16 protein-coding genes and 1 tRNA gene are annotated in these 13375 nt (G+C 65.4%); 13 read left to right on the top strand and 4 right to left on the bottom strand.

All coding sequences use genetic code 11. The features are described from left to right. The first annotated feature begins 5 nt into the window (after positions 1 to 5). Together KJP29_RS13315 and KJP29_RS13310 are read left to right on the top strand one after the other, a co-directional pair. Positions 6 to 389, top strand: coding sequence for an MbcA/ParS/Xre antitoxin family protein (locus tag KJP29_RS13315; RefSeq protein WP_218464021.1), 384 nt, complete (start codon positions 6 to 8; stop codon positions 387 to 389). Next, positions 349 to 1113 (top strand): RES family NAD+ phosphorylase, encoded by a 765-nt coding sequence (locus KJP29_RS13310; RefSeq protein ID WP_218464020.1) that lies wholly within the window; start codon positions 349 to 351, stop codon positions 1111 to 1113. Before KJP29_RS13315 ends, KJP29_RS13310 begins: the two co-directional genes overlap by 41 nt. Positions 1114 to 1115: 2 nt before the next feature. Here KJP29_RS13310 and KJP29_RS13305 read toward each other — a convergent pair whose 3' ends face one another. Next, positions 1116 to 1445, bottom strand: a complete 330-nt coding sequence (locus tag KJP29_RS13305) for an iron-sulfur cluster assembly accessory protein (RefSeq protein ID WP_218464019.1) — start codon at positions 1443 to 1445, stop codon at positions 1116 to 1118. A gap of 78 nt (positions 1446 to 1523) precedes the next feature. On the opposite strand from KJP29_RS13305, the gene KJP29_RS13300 reads away from it, so the two are divergent. The 8 genes from KJP29_RS13300 to KJP29_RS13265 all read left to right on the top strand — a co-directional run bounded on the left by KJP29_RS13300 (position 1524) and on the right by KJP29_RS13265 (position 8883). Next, a complete protein-coding gene (locus tag KJP29_RS13300; protein ID WP_218464018.1) occupies positions 1524 to 2684 on the top strand; it encodes a deoxyguanosinetriphosphate triphosphohydrolase in 1161 nt (386 codons plus the stop codon). 90 nt (positions 2685 to 2774) lie between these two features. Then, positions 2775 to 4496 (top strand): arginine--tRNA ligase, encoded by a 1722-nt coding sequence (gene argS / locus KJP29_RS13295; RefSeq protein ID WP_218464017.1) that lies wholly within the window; start codon positions 2775 to 2777, stop codon positions 4494 to 4496. A 489-nt stretch (positions 4497 to 4985) separates the two neighbouring features. Continuing rightward, the gene (locus KJP29_RS13290) at positions 4986 to 5213 is read left to right on the top strand and encodes a hypothetical protein (RefSeq protein WP_218464016.1); all 228 of its coding nucleotides are present in this window, start codon (positions 4986 to 4988) and stop codon (positions 5211 to 5213) included. After that, positions 5210 to 6133 (top strand): SPOR domain-containing protein, encoded by a 924-nt coding sequence (locus tag KJP29_RS13285; protein WP_218464015.1) that lies wholly within the window; start codon positions 5210 to 5212, stop codon positions 6131 to 6133. The genes KJP29_RS13290 and KJP29_RS13285 overlap by 4 nt, the downstream gene beginning before the upstream one ends. Positions 6134 to 6136: 3 nt before the next feature. Beyond that, positions 6137 to 7141, top strand: coding sequence for a beta-N-acetylhexosaminidase (gene nagZ, locus KJP29_RS13280; RefSeq protein ID WP_218464014.1), 1005 nt, complete (start codon positions 6137 to 6139; stop codon positions 7139 to 7141). Between the two features lie 11 nt (positions 7142 to 7152). Further along, entirely contained in the window at positions 7153 to 7941 is a 789-nt protein-coding gene (locus KJP29_RS13275) for a ScpA family protein (RefSeq protein ID WP_218464013.1), read from the top strand. After that, positions 7934 to 8596 carry an SMC-Scp complex subunit ScpB gene (scpB, locus tag KJP29_RS13270; RefSeq protein ID WP_218464012.1) on the top strand — a complete coding sequence of 221 codons (663 nt, stop codon included), beginning with the start codon at positions 7934 to 7936 and terminating at the stop codon, positions 8594 to 8596. The genes KJP29_RS13275 and scpB overlap by 8 nt, the downstream gene beginning before the upstream one ends. Before the next feature lie 65 nt (positions 8597 to 8661). Then, positions 8662 to 8883: a hypothetical protein gene (locus tag KJP29_RS13265; protein ID WP_218464011.1), complete on the top strand. Its 222-nt coding sequence runs from the start codon at positions 8662 to 8664 to the stop codon at positions 8881 to 8883. A 34-nt stretch (positions 8884 to 8917) separates the two neighbouring features. On the opposite strand, the gene KJP29_RS13260 is transcribed toward KJP29_RS13265, so the two are convergent. Next, on the bottom strand, positions 8918 to 9535 hold the full coding sequence (locus KJP29_RS13260; protein ID WP_218464010.1) for a thiamine phosphate synthase: 618 nt from the start codon (positions 9533 to 9535) through the stop codon (positions 8918 to 8920). 141 nt (positions 9536 to 9676) lie between these two features. Here KJP29_RS13260 and KJP29_RS13255 point away from each other — a divergent pair, with 141 nt between their 5' ends. Next, positions 9677 to 10438, top strand: coding sequence for an RNA methyltransferase (locus tag KJP29_RS13255; protein WP_218464009.1), 762 nt, complete (start codon positions 9677 to 9679; stop codon positions 10436 to 10438). 14 nt (positions 10439 to 10452) lie between these two features. Here KJP29_RS13255 and KJP29_RS13250 read toward each other — a convergent pair whose 3' ends face one another. Together KJP29_RS13250 and KJP29_RS13245 are read right to left on the bottom strand one after the other, a co-directional pair. Next, complete coding sequence (locus KJP29_RS13250) at positions 10453 to 10920, bottom strand: disulfide bond formation protein B (RefSeq protein ID WP_218464008.1); 468 nt, start codon at positions 10918 to 10920, stop codon at positions 10453 to 10455. 9 nt (positions 10921 to 10929) lie between these two features. Continuing rightward, positions 10930 to 11511, bottom strand: coding sequence for a YqaA family protein (locus KJP29_RS13245; protein ID WP_218464007.1), 582 nt, complete (start codon positions 11509 to 11511; stop codon positions 10930 to 10932). Positions 11512 to 11646: 135 nt separating this feature from the next. Here KJP29_RS13245 and KJP29_RS13240 point away from each other — a divergent pair, with 135 nt between their 5' ends. Both KJP29_RS13240 and KJP29_RS13235 read left to right on the top strand, forming a co-directional pair. Next, positions 11647 to 12486 carry a neutral zinc metallopeptidase gene (locus tag KJP29_RS13240; protein WP_218464006.1) on the top strand — a complete coding sequence of 280 codons (840 nt, stop codon included), beginning with the start codon at positions 11647 to 11649 and terminating at the stop codon, positions 12484 to 12486. Between the two features lie 49 nt (positions 12487 to 12535). Further along, positions 12536 to 12621, top strand: a tRNA-Leu gene (locus tag KJP29_RS13235). The last annotated feature ends 754 nt before the right edge of the window (positions 12622 to 13375 follow it).

Genomic DNA, 13375 nt, shown 5'->3' with positions numbered 1-13375 from the left:
GTGCCATGACCATCCACAAGCTGAATTCCGCTGCCGTGTCCGACAGGGGCACCGTGCTCACCAAGGCGCTCCTGTCCGCTTCCACGCGGCTCGGCCTGACCGGCGCGCGGCTGGCCGAGGTGATCGGCGTATCGGGGCCGACCGTGTCGCGCATGGCCAAGGGCGCCTGGGTGCTGGAAGACGGCTCGAAACCCTTTGAACTCGCGGCGCTATTCCTGCGGCTCTTTCGGTCGCTCGATGCGATCACCGGCGGCGACGAGGCCGTGGCGCGTGCCTGGCTCGTCGCGGACAACCGGGCGCTTGGCATGGCGCCGGTGCAGGCGATCCGCAATGTCGAGGGGCTGGTGCGTGTCACGCAATACCTGGACGCCCGACGCGCTCCGCTCTGAACGGCGCGCCTGGCGCGGGCGGGCCTGGCGGCTGGTCGAGGCACAGCATCGGGTGTCGACCCTGAAGCTCGTCGACAGCCTGGACGAGCAGTCCGTGCTCGAAGACATCCTGGAGGAGTCAAAGCCCCCCGTGCCGCCCGAGTGCCGGGCGCTGGATTACCTCCTCGCGACACCGTTTCGCTATGACGGGCCCTATCCGCACGGGTCCCGGTTTCGCCGGGCGGGGATGACGCCAGGGGTGTGGTATGGGGCCGAGGCAGTGGAAACGGCGGTGGCGGAAATGGTGTTCTACCGGTTTCTGTTCTATGCCGAGAGCCCCGATACCCCTTGGCCTGCCAATCCGGCGGATTACACCGCGCTCGGGGTGCGACTGTCGACCGACCGGGCGATCGACCTGACCTCTGCGCCGCTCGCTCACGATGCAGCGCTCTGGACCGATCCGGTCGACTATGCAGCCTGTCAGGCGCTGGAAGAGGCGGTGCGGGAGGCTGACGGCGACCTGATCCGCTACACCTCGGTCCGTGATCCGGGGGCGCGTGCCAATCTGGCGGTGCTGTCCTGCCGGGTCTTTGCCGAACGCGCACCGGGCAAGCGCCAGACATGGCGCATACGGCTGTCGCGCACGGGCGCTCAGGCGCTGTGCGATTTTCCCGATGTCAGGTTGAGCTTCGGCGCGGAAACCTTTGATGATCCACGTTTATCCGGGATGGTCTGGGTGCGTTAGCGTCACATCGAGAACGACACGCCGCAGCCACAGGAACTCGATGCGTTGGGATTCTCGATCACGAAACGCGCGCCGATGAGCTCTTCGGTGAAGTCGATCGTCGCGCCGGTCAGGAAGGGAAGCGACACTTCGTCGATCACCACTTTTTCGCCGGCACCTTCCAGCACCAGATCGCCGTTTTCCGGTTCGGCCAGCGTGATCTCATACTGAAAGCCCGAGCATCCGCCGCCTTCGACCGCGACGCGAAGCGCTTTTCCGTCCTGACCCGCGCCGATTTCGCCCAGCCGGGCAAAGGCACGGTCGGTCACTTTGGGAGGCAGGTTTAGGTCCATGTGAGGCACCCTGTTTTACTTGGCGTTGAAGCCGAATATATGGGGGGAAAGAAGAGGCGACAAGGGAAGCAATCGGGCATGGGAGCCACATATGCGTGTGATCCGGCGAATTCGCGGGGTCGACTGTACCCCGAAGAGGAGAGCGCGTTCCGTTCTCCGTTCCAGCGGGACAGGGACAGGATCATCCATTCATCGGCCTTTCGCCGCCTGAAGCACAAGACGCAGGTCTTTCTCGAACACGAAGGGGATTACTACCGCACCCGGCTGACCCATTCGATCGAGGTGGCGCAGGTCGCCCGCACGATCGCGGGGACCCTCGGTCTCAACGAACATCTGACCGAGGCGGTGGCGCTGGCGCATGACCTTGGCCATACGCCCTTCGGCCACACGGGCGAGGACGCGCTCGACGCGCTCATGCAGCCCTATGGCGGGTTCGATCACAACGCGCAGGCCCTGAAGATCGTGACATCGCTTGAACGGCACTATGCCGATTTCGACGGTCTGAACCTGACCTGGGAAACCCTCGAAGGCATTGCCAAGCACAATGGTCCGGTTACCGGCCCGCTTCCCGTGGCGCTCGCGGAATACGATGCAAAGCACGATCTCGAGCTCGACACCTATGCAAGTGCCGAGGCGCAGGTGGCCGCGATCTCGGACGACATCGCCTATAACAACCACGACCTTCACGATGCGATCCGCGCGAAACTCATCACCGAACGCGACATCTGCACCGTCGACATGGTCGCGCGCAGTTTCTCCGACGTGGACGAGAAATACCCGACGCTCGATGCCAACCGGCGCTTTCACGAAGCTCTGCGGCGGGTCTTCGGCCTCATGGTCGAGGATGTGCTGGGTGAGAGCTTCCGGTTGATGAACAAGGCCAATCCCGGGAGTGCCTGGGACGTGCGCCATGCAGGCCAGCAGCTCATCCGTTTTTCGCCCGGCATGTGGGAAGAGCTGAAGCAGCTCCGCGGCTTTCTGTTCCGGCAGGTCTATCGTGCCCCTTCCGTGGTGAAGATGCGCGAGCAGGTGACGATGATCGTGAACGAGCTTTTCCCGCTTTTCATGGAGAACCCCGACTACCTGCCCAGCGAATGGCGCGAAGATGTCGCGAAGGCCGCGGATGAAACCGCACTCGCGCGGATCGTCGCGGATTACATCGCCGGCATGACCGACCGCTTCGCCATCGAAACGCATGGCCGCTTTATTGGCGGTGCCGACGTCCGTTCCCGCCTCTGAACCACGGCGGGCCGGCCACGTGCAGCGTTGACCTTGGCGGGCGACGTGGTAGACCCCGCCAGACCTTTCCGCCCCAAAACAGGTGTTCCGATGAACCTTTTCGCCGATATTCGTGCCCTCACCGTCGAAGCGCTCGATGCGATGGTGGCCGAGGGCGCGCTGCCCGCGGGGCTCGACTATGCCAACGTGGCCGTGGAACCGCCGCGTGACGCGGCGCATGGCGACATGGCGACCAACGCCGCCATGGTGCTGGCCAAGCCCGCCGGGCTGAAGCCGCGCGACATCGCCGAAAGGCTGGCCGCCAAGCTTGCCGCCGACAGCAGGATCGCGACGGCGGAGGTGGCCGGTCCCGGGTTTCTCAACCTAAGGCTCGAACCTGGCATCTGGGCGGGTCTCGTCGCTGGCATTCTCGCCGATGCCGACTACGGGCGTGGCACGTTGGGGCAGGGCGTGAAGGTCAACGTCGAATACGTGTCGGCCAACCCCACGGGACCCTTGCACGTGGGCCATACCCGGGGCGCGGTCTTCGGCGACGCGCTTGCCGCGCTGCTGGAATACGCGGGCTACGACGTGACGCGGGAATACTACATCAACGACGGTGGCGCCCAGGTCGACGTGCTCGCCCGGTCGGTCTACCTGCGTTATCTCGAGGCTCACGGGCAGGAGGTGCAGTTCGCCGACGGGACCTATCCCGGCGACTACCTGATCGAGGTGGGCGAGGCGCTCAAGACCAAGGTGGGCGTCGCATTCGTGGACAAGGGCGAGCAGTTCTGGCTCGAAGAAGTGCGCGACTTCGCGACCGACCGGATGATGGACCTGATCCGCGAAGACCTCGCCGCGCTCGGCGTCGAGATGGACGTCTTCTACTCGGAGAAGAGCCTCTACGGCACCGGCAAGATCGAAGCCGCGATCGAGGATCTGAGGGCCAAGGGTCTGATCTACAAGGGCACGCTCGAACCGCCGAAGGGCAAGCTACCCGAGGATTGGGAGCCGCGCGAGCAGACGCTGTTCAAGTCGACCGACTTCGGTGACGACGTCGACCGGCCGATCATGAAGTCGGACGGGGCCTGGACCTATTTCGCGCCGGACATCGCCTATCACTACGACAAGGTGACGCGGGGCTTCGATCAGCTGATCGACGTCTTCGGCGCGGACCACGGCGGTTATGTCAAACGGATGAAGGCGGCGGTCGCCGCCCTGTCCGACAACAAGGTGCCGCTCGACATCAAACTCACGCAGCTCGTCAAGCTCTACAAGGATGGCGAGCCCTTCAAAATGTCCAAGCGGGCCGGGACCTTCGTGACCCTGCGTGACGTGGTGGATGAAGTCGGTCCGGACGTCACGCGCTTCATCATGCTGACCCGCAAGAACGACGCGCCGCTCGATTTCGACTTCAACAAGGCGATGGAGCAGTCGAAAGACAACCCGGTGTTCTATGTCCAGTATGCGAACGCCCGGGTCCATTCCGTTCTGCGCAAGGCGGCGGATATGGGCGTGCGCGCGCCCGCCGCGCCGACGCTGTCCGACGAGGCCGAACTGAAGCTCGCCCGCACGCTCGCCGAATGGCCGCGGCTGGTCGAGATCGCCGCGCGCGGCCATGAACCGCACCGTATCGCTTTCTACCTTTACGACCTCGCCAGCGACTTCCACGCCCTTTGGAACAAGGGCAACGATCACCCGGAACTTCGCTTCCTGAATGAGAGTGACCCTCTCGCAACAGCGGCGAAAATTGCCCTGCCGAAAGCCGTTTCCATTGTGATTTCATCGGGCCTTGGTATTCTTGGCGTGACTCCGGTCGAGGAAATGCGCTGACCTACAGGCGCGACCCGACCGGGTGATGAGGCGCCCGGACAAGCATCCGACGACAGATCGGCAAATTCCGGGCAAGGCGAGAAACGGCAGATACGGCGAAGGGGCGGACGCGCCCCGAACGCCGAGCGAGGCAGGTTATGGCGAATGCTGATTGGCGCGGTCCCGGGGCCGTATTCCCCGACTCTCACTACGCAGATCAACAGGGCGGACCACGTGGCGGCATGAGAGCCGGTTCGCAGGGCAATCGTGCCTTCGAGCCGCAAATCCAACGCCGCGATCCGCAGCACCAGACTCCACAACCCCAGACAGCGCCGCGACCGCAGGCGCAGGTGGGCGCGGGCCAGTACCGCGAACACCACCATTATCCCGCTGCGGCTCCCCGCCAGATGCCCGCCTCTCAAATGCCGGAGCCTGCACCGTCCCACCACATGGGCTACCGGCAGGCAGCCCAGCAACCGGCCGCGCGGCCGCCGGCCTATGTTCAATCCCATGCGCCAACGCAGGCTGTTCACCGGCAACCGGCACCCGCTCAGGGTCGGCGCCCGCACGCTCATGGCCACCAGCCGCCGCACGCGCAATATGCGCAGACCGGATATCCTGCGCAGCAGCCATACGGTCATGCAGGGGCTGCGCCCGCAAACGGAGCCGAGCCTGACTGGCAGGATGCGCCTTTCGCCGAGGAACCCGGACATGCCGGGGCCGTCACTCGGGCCATGAACGGCGTGGGGGCGGTTCTGTCCATCGCGCTCGTCGCAGGGCTCGCGGTCTGGGGCTACAAGCTCGCCATGCGGGATGTGACCGAGATCCCGGTCGTCGCCGCTCTGGAAGGGCCGATGCGCGTGGCGCCCGACGACGAGGGTGGATCGGAAGCTGCCCATCAGGGGCTCGCGGTCAACAACGTCGCCGCGCAAGGGACCGCCGAAGGTCCGGCCTCCCAGGTCATGCTCGCTCCGGCGTCCGACCAGCTCTCGGAAGAAGACGTGCCCGCCGTCGCGGCAGCGCTCGGGTCCGAACCGCTGGAGACCACGCAGGACGCCCAGATCGTGCCCGCCTCCGCCACTGTCGAGGAGGCGCTCCCCGATGCCGGGGTGGATGCGGATGACGACGCGGCGCGCGCTGCCGCGCTCGCCATGGCCGAGCAGATCGCCAATGGTGCGGCACCGCTTTCGGGCGAGGAAGCGGACCTGACCATGACCGACGAAACCGAGGTCCTTGGCGCCAGCGTCGATCTGGTCGACGCGAGCACGCCGGGGGTGGCCGTCTCGCCGCGCCCGAGACCGCGCCCCGAAGCGCTGGTTGCCCGGTCGTCGGCAAACCCGTCGTCCGATCCGCTTCTGGCCGCCACCTCCAGCGCCGTGGCCGAGGTAAGCGCCGCGGACATCCCGGTGGGCACGCGGCTCGTCCAGATCGGGGCCTATGACAGCGTCGATGTGGCACGGACGGAATGGGACCAACTTGCCGGGCGTTTCTCCGACTACATGGGCGACAAGTCCCGCGTGATCGAAGAGGCTTCGTCGGGTGGCAAGACCTTCTATCGCCTGCGGGTGATGGGCTTCGACGACCTGTCCGATGCGCGCCGCTTCTGCGCCGCCCTCATGGCGGGCAACGCGAACTGCATTCCCGTCGTGACGCGCTGACCGATGGGCGCGGGGGCCACGATCCTTGGGCTGGCGGGACCGCGCCTGACCCGTGCCGAGCGGGAATTCTTCGCCGCCGCCGATCCTTGGGCCTTCATCCTCTTTGCCCGCAACCTCGAGGACCCGGACCAGATCCGCTGGCTCACCACCGAGTTGCGGGAGTCTGTCGGGCGCGAGGCGCCGATCTTCATCGACCAGGAAGGCGGGCGTGTCGCACGGCTGCGCCCGCCGGTCTGGCGCGACTGGCTGCCCGCGCTCGAACAGGTGAAGCTCAACCCGCGCAAGGCGGTCGATACGATGCGCCTGCGCTACCGGATCATCGCGCATGAGCTCCGCGCGCTCGGCATCGACGGGAACTGCGCGCCTGTGGTCGACCTCGTGCAGCCTGACACCCACGAGATCCTGAAGAACCGGTGTTACGGCAATGACGTCGTGCGCGTGTCGGACATCGCGGGGGCAGTGGCCGAGGGGCTGGTGATGGGCGGTGTGTTGCCTGTGATCAAGCATATCCCCGGACATGGGCGTGCCACGGCGGACAGCCATCTGGAGCTGCCTGTCGTCACCACGAAGGAAAAGGCACTTCGCGTGTCGGATTTCCTGGCCTTCCAGTCCGTCGCGGGCCTGCCGCTCGCCATGACCGCCCATGTGGTCTATCGCGACATCGACCCCGAGAACCCCGCGACGACCTCGTCCAGGATGATCGGCATCATCCGCGAGACGATCGGGTTCGACGGGCTACTCATGACCGACGACCTGTCGATGAAGGCGCTTACCGGCAGCTTCGCCGAGCGCACCGAAGCCTCGCTCGGCGCTGGCTGCGACATCGTTCTGCACTGCAATGGCGACATGGCCGAAATGGCGCCCATCGTCGAGGCCGCCGGACGGCTTACGGGCCGGGCGGCAGAGCGGGCGGAAGAGGCGCTCACCTGGCGGCGCGAGCCTGTTGATGTTGACATTGGCGCGCTCGACGCGGAATTTCGGGACCTGATGACGCATCGGTCCGGGTGACACCCCAACTCATGAGCGACGACGATTTCCAGTCCGACGTCCTGTCGGTGACAGAGCGCCTTGCCGCCGAGGCGCTTATCGTCGACGTGGACGGCTTCGAAGGGCCGCTCGACCTGCTTCTCATGCTGTCGCGCACCCAGAAGGTCGACCTGCGCAAGATTTCCGTCCTGCAACTGGCCGAGCAATATCTGGTCTTCGTGGAACGCGCCCGGCACCTTCGGATCGAACTGGCGGCGGATTACCTCGTGATGGCGGCCTGGCTCGCCTTTCTCAAGTCGCGCCTCCTTCTGCCGCCCGATCCCACCGACGAGGGACCCTCGGGTGAGGACCTCGCCGCGCATCTGGCGTTTCAGCTCGAGCGGCTCGCCGCGATGCGCGATGCAGCGGCCAAGCTCATGGCTCGTGACCAGCTGGGGCGCGATTTCTTCGCACGCGGGCAGGTCGAGGTCGTCGAACGCACGCGTCGCGTGACCTTCACGGCGACGCTTCTGGACCTCATGCAGGGCTATGCGCGGATCCGCACACGCGACGAATTCCGCCCCTTCGTGATGGACCGGGATGCGATCATGTCGATGGAACAGGCGCTCGACCGGATGCGTCACCTGATCGGTTTCGCCGGCGAATGGACCGACATCATGTCCTATCTGCCCGACGGCTGGGAAACCGACCCCGCCAAGCGCCGGTCCGCGACGGCGGCAAATTTCGCGGCCTCGCTCGAGCTCGTCAAACGTGGCGCGATCGAGATTCGGCAGGGCGAAACCTTCGCCCCCATTCAGATCCGCAGGAAGCCCGATGAGTGAAAACGGTGGCGACGCGCCGATGGAAGCCGAGAAGAGCCTTTTCGAGGCCCCGCCCATGGGCGAGCAGGAGCGTATGGTCGAAGCCATCCTCTTTGCGAGCGCCGACCCCGTGACGGTGACCGAGCTGACGGCGCGGATGCCCCATGGCTCGGACCCGGCCGAAGCGCTGGTGCATTTGCGAAAGCGTTATGAAGGGCGCGGAGTGCGCGTCATCAAGGTGGGCGATGCCTGGGCGATCCGCACGGCGCCGGACCTTGGCTACCTCATGCAGAAGGAAACGGTCGAGACCCGCAAGCTGTCGCGCGCGGCGATCGAGACGCTGGCCATCATCGCCTACCACCAGCCCGTGACCCGCGCCGAGATCGAAGAGATCCGCGGCGTCAGCGTGTCGCGCGGGACCGTGGACCAGCTTATCGAGATGGAATGGATCCGCTTCGGACGCCGCAAGATGTCGCCGGGACGACCTGTGACCTTCGTCGTCACGCAGGGGTTCCTTGACCATTTCGGGCTGGAAAGCGCGCGTGACCTGCCGGGACTGAAGGAACTTCGTGCGGCGGGTCTCCTCGAGAACCGTCCGATCCCCGGCGCGCAGGTGGCCGGAGAGGACGAGGAAGACGACGACGACGAGGGTCAGTCCGAGCTCTTCGAGGAATAGGGACTTGCCGATTCACAGGCCCGACGCAATCTGATAGGGTGGTCGAAACAGCCAGAGGCAGGCAGATGAACATTGAAAGACTGATCACCATGGTCATCCGCATGGTCGTCGGACGGCTCGTGCACAAGGGCGTCGACGCTGGGATCGACCGTGCGTCGCGTCGGGGCAAGTCGGGGAGCAAGGCCCCCGAGGACATGACCCCCGAGGACCGGCAACGTGCAAAGGCCGCGCGGCAGGCTGCGGCACGCGCCAAGCAAAGCGCGAAACTCATGCGGAGGATGCGCTAGTCCCGATTGACGGAAAGACCGGTCGCCGGTCGCGTCAGACCCGCGCAGCAGCGAGGCGTGCGAGCACCGCGGCCGGATCGTCGGCGCCCCAGATTTCTTCGCCAATCGAGAGGAAGTCGGTAATGGGCGACAGTTCGCGGATCAGATCCGCAGTCAGCCCGCCTTCCGCCACGACCGGCACTTCGATCATCTCCGACCACCAGGCAAATAGCTCGGGCTCGGCTTGAGTGCCGTCGCCAAGGTTCGAGGTGCCGACCGGACCGAAGGACACGTAGTCCGCCCCGACCTCGCCAGCGGTCATCCCGTCATGACGCGACGTGGCGCAGAAGGCGCCGACGATGGTGTCCTGCCCAAGGTCCTTGCGGGTCTTGCGAATATGGCGGGCGCCATCGGTGAAATGGACACCGTCGAGCCCAAGCCGTTCCACCATCAGCACATGATCCGTGATGACCAGCGCGATGTCGCGGGCGTGGGTCACCTCGCGGCAGGCGTCTGCCGCCCGCGCGATGGTGTCCTCGTCGCGCGTCGCTAGGTCGAGCCGCACACAGGCCACCTCGGTCGTGTCGAGCACGCGGGCGAGAAGGCCCGGAAAGCTCGACAGTTCGATCTGCGGGGGCGACACGAGGTAGAGTTGCGGAAGGTCTTCGGACATGTCGCACCTGTTGCGTGGATTCGCGGCCTTTTACAGGGGTTTGGAGCCTTTGGCCATGCGGTCGGCAGGCCCGGCCTTTCGGGCGACGGACGTCCACCGCGTCCCTTGCCCCGTGCCACGTCGCGTCGTATCACCGCGCGCATGACAGACGCACCCCAGACCGCCGTTCCCGGTCCTCAGCCCGCCTTCGTCCTCGTCCGCCCGCAAATGGGCGAGAACATCGGCGCCGCCGCACGGGCGATGCTCAATTTCGGGCTCACCCGCATGCGCATCGTGGACCCGCGCGACGGCTGGCCCAACCCGCGCGCCGTGGCGCTTGCCTCGGGGGCGGGACGTCTGCTCGACGATGCGGGGGTCTTTCCGGACCTCGCGCAGGCGGTCGCGGACTGCGACTATGTCTACGCGACAACCGCCCGCGCGCGCGAATTGTCCAAACCTGTGCGCACCCCCGAACGCGCCATGGCCGAGGCGCGGGCGATGCAGGCGGCGGGCAAGAAGGTCGCCATCCTGTTCGGACCGGAACGTGCGGGGCTCGAGAACGAGGACGTGATGCGCGCGAATGCGATCATCACGGTGCCGGTGAACCCCGCCTTCGCCTCGCTCAACCTCGGGCAATCGGTGCTGCTCACCGCCTATGAATGGGGTCGCCAGACGATCGAGGCGGAGCCGACCGTGGACGGCCTGGCCAGAACCGATTTCGCCTCGCAGGTCGAAGTGGAGGCGCTCGCCCGACATTACGAGGAGCGGCTCGACGGGATCGGCTATTTCTTCCCGCCGGACAAGGCTCCGGGGATGAAGGTCGTCTTGCACAACATGTGGACGCGCCTGGGGCTGACCAAGGCGGACGTGCAGATGTTCCACGGCATGATGCGGCAGGTCGGGCGCAAACTCGACGGCAAGTGATTGCCGCCAATGGCTCAGGCGGGGCGACGCGCCGCCACGACCCAGATCACCGCCAGTCCGATCGAGAAGATCGCATTCAGGTTGGGCATGGTCAGCCCCGCCATCTGCCAGGCGATCTCGTCGCAGCGGATGAGCGGCGCATTCATGATCTGATCCATGAGGTCGGCGGTCGACAGGCCCGCACCCGCGGTGCCCGTGCAGCTTGACGGACCTTCCCAGAGCCCGCGCTCGACACCGGAATGAAAGACGCCGATCAGCCCCGTCGTCAGCGCCGAGAGCGCCCCGATCCAAGCGAGCCATTTCCGCTTCAGAGCCAGCGCAAGAACACCGACCGCGATGGCGAGGGCATGGGGGTAACGCTGCCAGTAGCACATCTTGCAGGGGGGAATCCCGAAGGCCTGAAAGATGAACGCCCCGCCAAGAAGCGCCGCCGACCCGAGAGTGGCGACAAGGACGAGGGTTTTCCAGTCGAAGCGTTGCATGAAATGTCCTTAGTGCAGGAAGGTCACGGCATAGAACCCTGCGAAGAGCAGGACGACCAGCGCGATGAAGACGAGCCCGAGCCGCCGTTCGATGAAATCGCGGATCGGTTCGCCGAAGAACCACAGAAGCGCACCGACCACGAAGAACCGAAGGCCGCGCGCGATAAGGGAGGAGATCATGAAGACCGGGAAGGACAGATGGGTCGCGCCCGAGAGGATCGTGATCACCTTGTAGGGGAAGGGCGTGACACCCGCGACGAGCACCGCCCAGGCACCCCATTCGTTGTAGCGCTGGGTGAATTGGTCGAAGCCGTCGGTCTTGCCATAGAACTCGAGAACGGGCCTGCCGATGCTGTCGAAGGCGAAGGCCCCGATGTAGTAGCCGAAGGCGCCCCCGGCGACCGATGCGACCGTGGCGACGCCGGCATAAAGGAAGGCCCGGCGCGGCGCGGCGATGATCATCGGGATCAGCAGGATATCCGGCGGGATCGGGAAGACCGAGCTTTCCACGAAGGCGACAAAGGCGAGCCCCCAGAGCGCATAGGGCGAGCGTGCCAGACCGATCGTCCAGTCGTAGAGTTTTCTCAGCATGCCTGTCCCCGGCGACCCCGTTTTGCGGCCAAAAGGACCGAAAACGCCCCTGGGGTCAAGGTCGCGACTTGCGCTGAGGAACCGGTAGGCGTTGAACTGGTTGTGAAGCAGGCATTGGTGTTGGGGGATCGCGCAATGAAGTGGCAGGGACGGCGTGGCAGCCGCAACATCGAGGACCGCCGACGGATGGGCGGCGGCGCGGTCGGGGGCATCGGAGGGGTCGGGCTTCTGATCATCCTCGCGGTCGGCTATTTCGCCGGCGTCGACGTCACCCCGATCCTGAACGAGGTCGCTTCGGGGCAGGGTGGCGGCGAGATCACCGCAGAGGACGAAGCGGCGGCCGACTTCGTGTCGGTGACGCTAGCCGATACCGAAGATGTCTGGGCCGGGGTCTTTCCCGAACAGGTGGGAGAATCTTACACCCCGGTCACGCTGGTCCTCTACAAGGGCGTCACGCAAAGCGCCTGTGGCGGGGCCTCGGGAGCGACGGGGCCTTTCTATTGTCCCGGCGACAAGAAGGTCTATCTCGACACGGCCTTTTTCACCACGATGTCGCGGCAACTGGGCGCACGGGGCGATTTCGCCGCTGCCTATGTGGTCGCCCATGAAGTCGCGCACCACTTGCAGGACGAATTGGGCACCCTGTCGCAGGCCAATGCCGTGCGGGCGCGCTCCGGTGAGGAGCAGTCCAATGCGATCTCGGTCATGATCGAGTTGCAGGCCGACTGCTACTCCGGGATCTGGGCACGTCATGCCGAAGCGCAGTTCGGCTCGCTCGAACCCGGCGACATCGAGGAGGCGATGAACGCGGCGCGCCAGATCGGTGACGACACGCTCCAGCGCAACGCCGGTCGGGTGCCCATGCCCGAGAGTTTTACCCACGGCACCTCTGCCCAGCGCCAGCGCTGGTTTATGACCGGATATCAGACCGGCGACATGCGCGCCTGCGACACCTTCAATGCGGCCCGGCTCTGACAGTCGACCGTTGACGCCATCGGGCCCGGCGGATAGATCAGCCACCGGGGCCCGAGTGGCGGAATGGTAGACGCAGGGGATTCAAAATCCCCCGGCCGCAAGGTCATGTCGGTTCGAGTCCGACCTCGGGTACCAGCCTCACAATCTGATCGGCGGTTTCGTGCCAGGTTCTGCGCCTTTTCCGGTCGTGGCCTGCGATACCGCGTCTTCGACGGCGTTCCCGGCAGGTCGCGAATGTCAGGGGCGAGAGCGCGTGGCCACGCAAGGGGGTCGCTTTCTGTGATTCGGAAATCGCGAGCCCTTCGAGAGGCTTGGCCGCGGACAGAACAGGCTGCCTGCGTGGATTGGCATCGAATCGTGAACGACGCTCGAAGGCTCGGTCACTTTGATCGTGGCGGAAATGAGGCAAAGTCGACGGTCTGCCATGTGGGACCCATTGTTTCCGTTGCGACAACAGTGACCTGGGGACAAGATCGCCGCTCTTGGGCCATTTCTGTGGATAACCTGCCGTCTTCTGAGGAGATCGCCACAACCCAGACAATCGCGCGCTCGTCTTTTGGTTGTGATCGTCGGAGCAACTGAAACAATGCGCGTCGTGGATCTCGCAACTGGCACCTCCGTAGGTAATGGTTCGTTAACAAAGGCGCGGCGCAAATCGCCGTTTTATCGTTAGAAATCCCTTTTTTAGCCAGTTCCTCCGGGCTAACGTGGCCCTGCCCAACTGGGGGGCGATGTCTGATAGGCCACGGGGGCGGCCGCACGCGAAGCCACGGTATTTTCCGAGGGTTAGAGGTGTGTGCCGTGTCGCTCGTTTGGGCGGATCCGGCATGCGTGATGGTGGGAACGAGCCGGGGGGCTTTTCGTCTTTTCCAATCACGCCGGTCCCACG

The organism is Maritimibacter sp. DP1N21-5 (assembly GCF_019218295.1).
Lineage (GTDB): Bacteria > Pseudomonadota > Alphaproteobacteria > Rhodobacterales > Rhodobacteraceae > Maritimibacter.
The sequence above is the reverse complement of the archived record's forward strand: the minus strand, read 5'-3'. Positions and strand labels throughout refer to the sequence as shown.

What these genes read in the sequence shown, in the direction of transcription:
- KJP29_RS13315 (WP_218464021.1), top strand. Translation starts at nt 6, where the DNA reads ATGACCATCCACAAGCTGAATTCCGCTGCCGTGTCCGACAGGGGCACC.
- KJP29_RS13305 (WP_218464019.1), bottom strand. Translation starts at nt 1,445, where the DNA reads ATGGACCTAAACCTGCCTCCCAAAGTGACCGACCGTGCCTTTGCCCGG.
- KJP29_RS13300 (WP_218464018.1), top strand. Translation starts at nt 1,524, where the DNA reads ATGGGAGCCACATATGCGTGTGATCCGGCGAATTCGCGGGGTCGACTG.
- argS (WP_218464017.1), top strand. Translation starts at nt 2,775, where the DNA reads ATGAACCTTTTCGCCGATATTCGTGCCCTCACCGTCGAAGCGCTCGAT.
- KJP29_RS13290 (WP_218464016.1), top strand. Translation starts at nt 4,986, where the DNA reads ATGCGCCAACGCAGGCTGTTCACCGGCAACCGGCACCCGCTCAGGGTC.
- KJP29_RS13285 (WP_218464015.1), top strand. Translation starts at nt 5,210, where the DNA reads ATGAACGGCGTGGGGGCGGTTCTGTCCATCGCGCTCGTCGCAGGGCTC.
- nagZ (WP_218464014.1), top strand. Translation starts at nt 6,137, where the DNA reads ATGGGCGCGGGGGCCACGATCCTTGGGCTGGCGGGACCGCGCCTGACC.
- KJP29_RS13275 (WP_218464013.1), top strand. Translation starts at nt 7,153, where the DNA reads ATGAGCGACGACGATTTCCAGTCCGACGTCCTGTCGGTGACAGAGCGC.
- scpB (WP_218464012.1), top strand. Translation starts at nt 7,934, where the DNA reads ATGAGTGAAAACGGTGGCGACGCGCCGATGGAAGCCGAGAAGAGCCTT.
- KJP29_RS13265 (WP_218464011.1), top strand. Translation starts at nt 8,662, where the DNA reads ATGAACATTGAAAGACTGATCACCATGGTCATCCGCATGGTCGTCGGA.
- KJP29_RS13260 (WP_218464010.1), bottom strand. Translation starts at nt 9,535, where the DNA reads ATGTCCGAAGACCTTCCGCAACTCTACCTCGTGTCGCCCCCGCAGATC.
- KJP29_RS13255 (WP_218464009.1), top strand. Translation starts at nt 9,677, where the DNA reads ATGACAGACGCACCCCAGACCGCCGTTCCCGGTCCTCAGCCCGCCTTC.
- KJP29_RS13250 (WP_218464008.1), bottom strand. Translation starts at nt 10,920, where the DNA reads ATGCAACGCTTCGACTGGAAAACCCTCGTCCTTGTCGCCACTCTCGGG.
- KJP29_RS13245 (WP_218464007.1), bottom strand. Translation starts at nt 11,511, where the DNA reads ATGCTGAGAAAACTCTACGACTGGACGATCGGTCTGGCACGCTCGCCC.
- KJP29_RS13240 (WP_218464006.1), top strand. Translation starts at nt 11,647, where the DNA reads ATGAAGTGGCAGGGACGGCGTGGCAGCCGCAACATCGAGGACCGCCGA.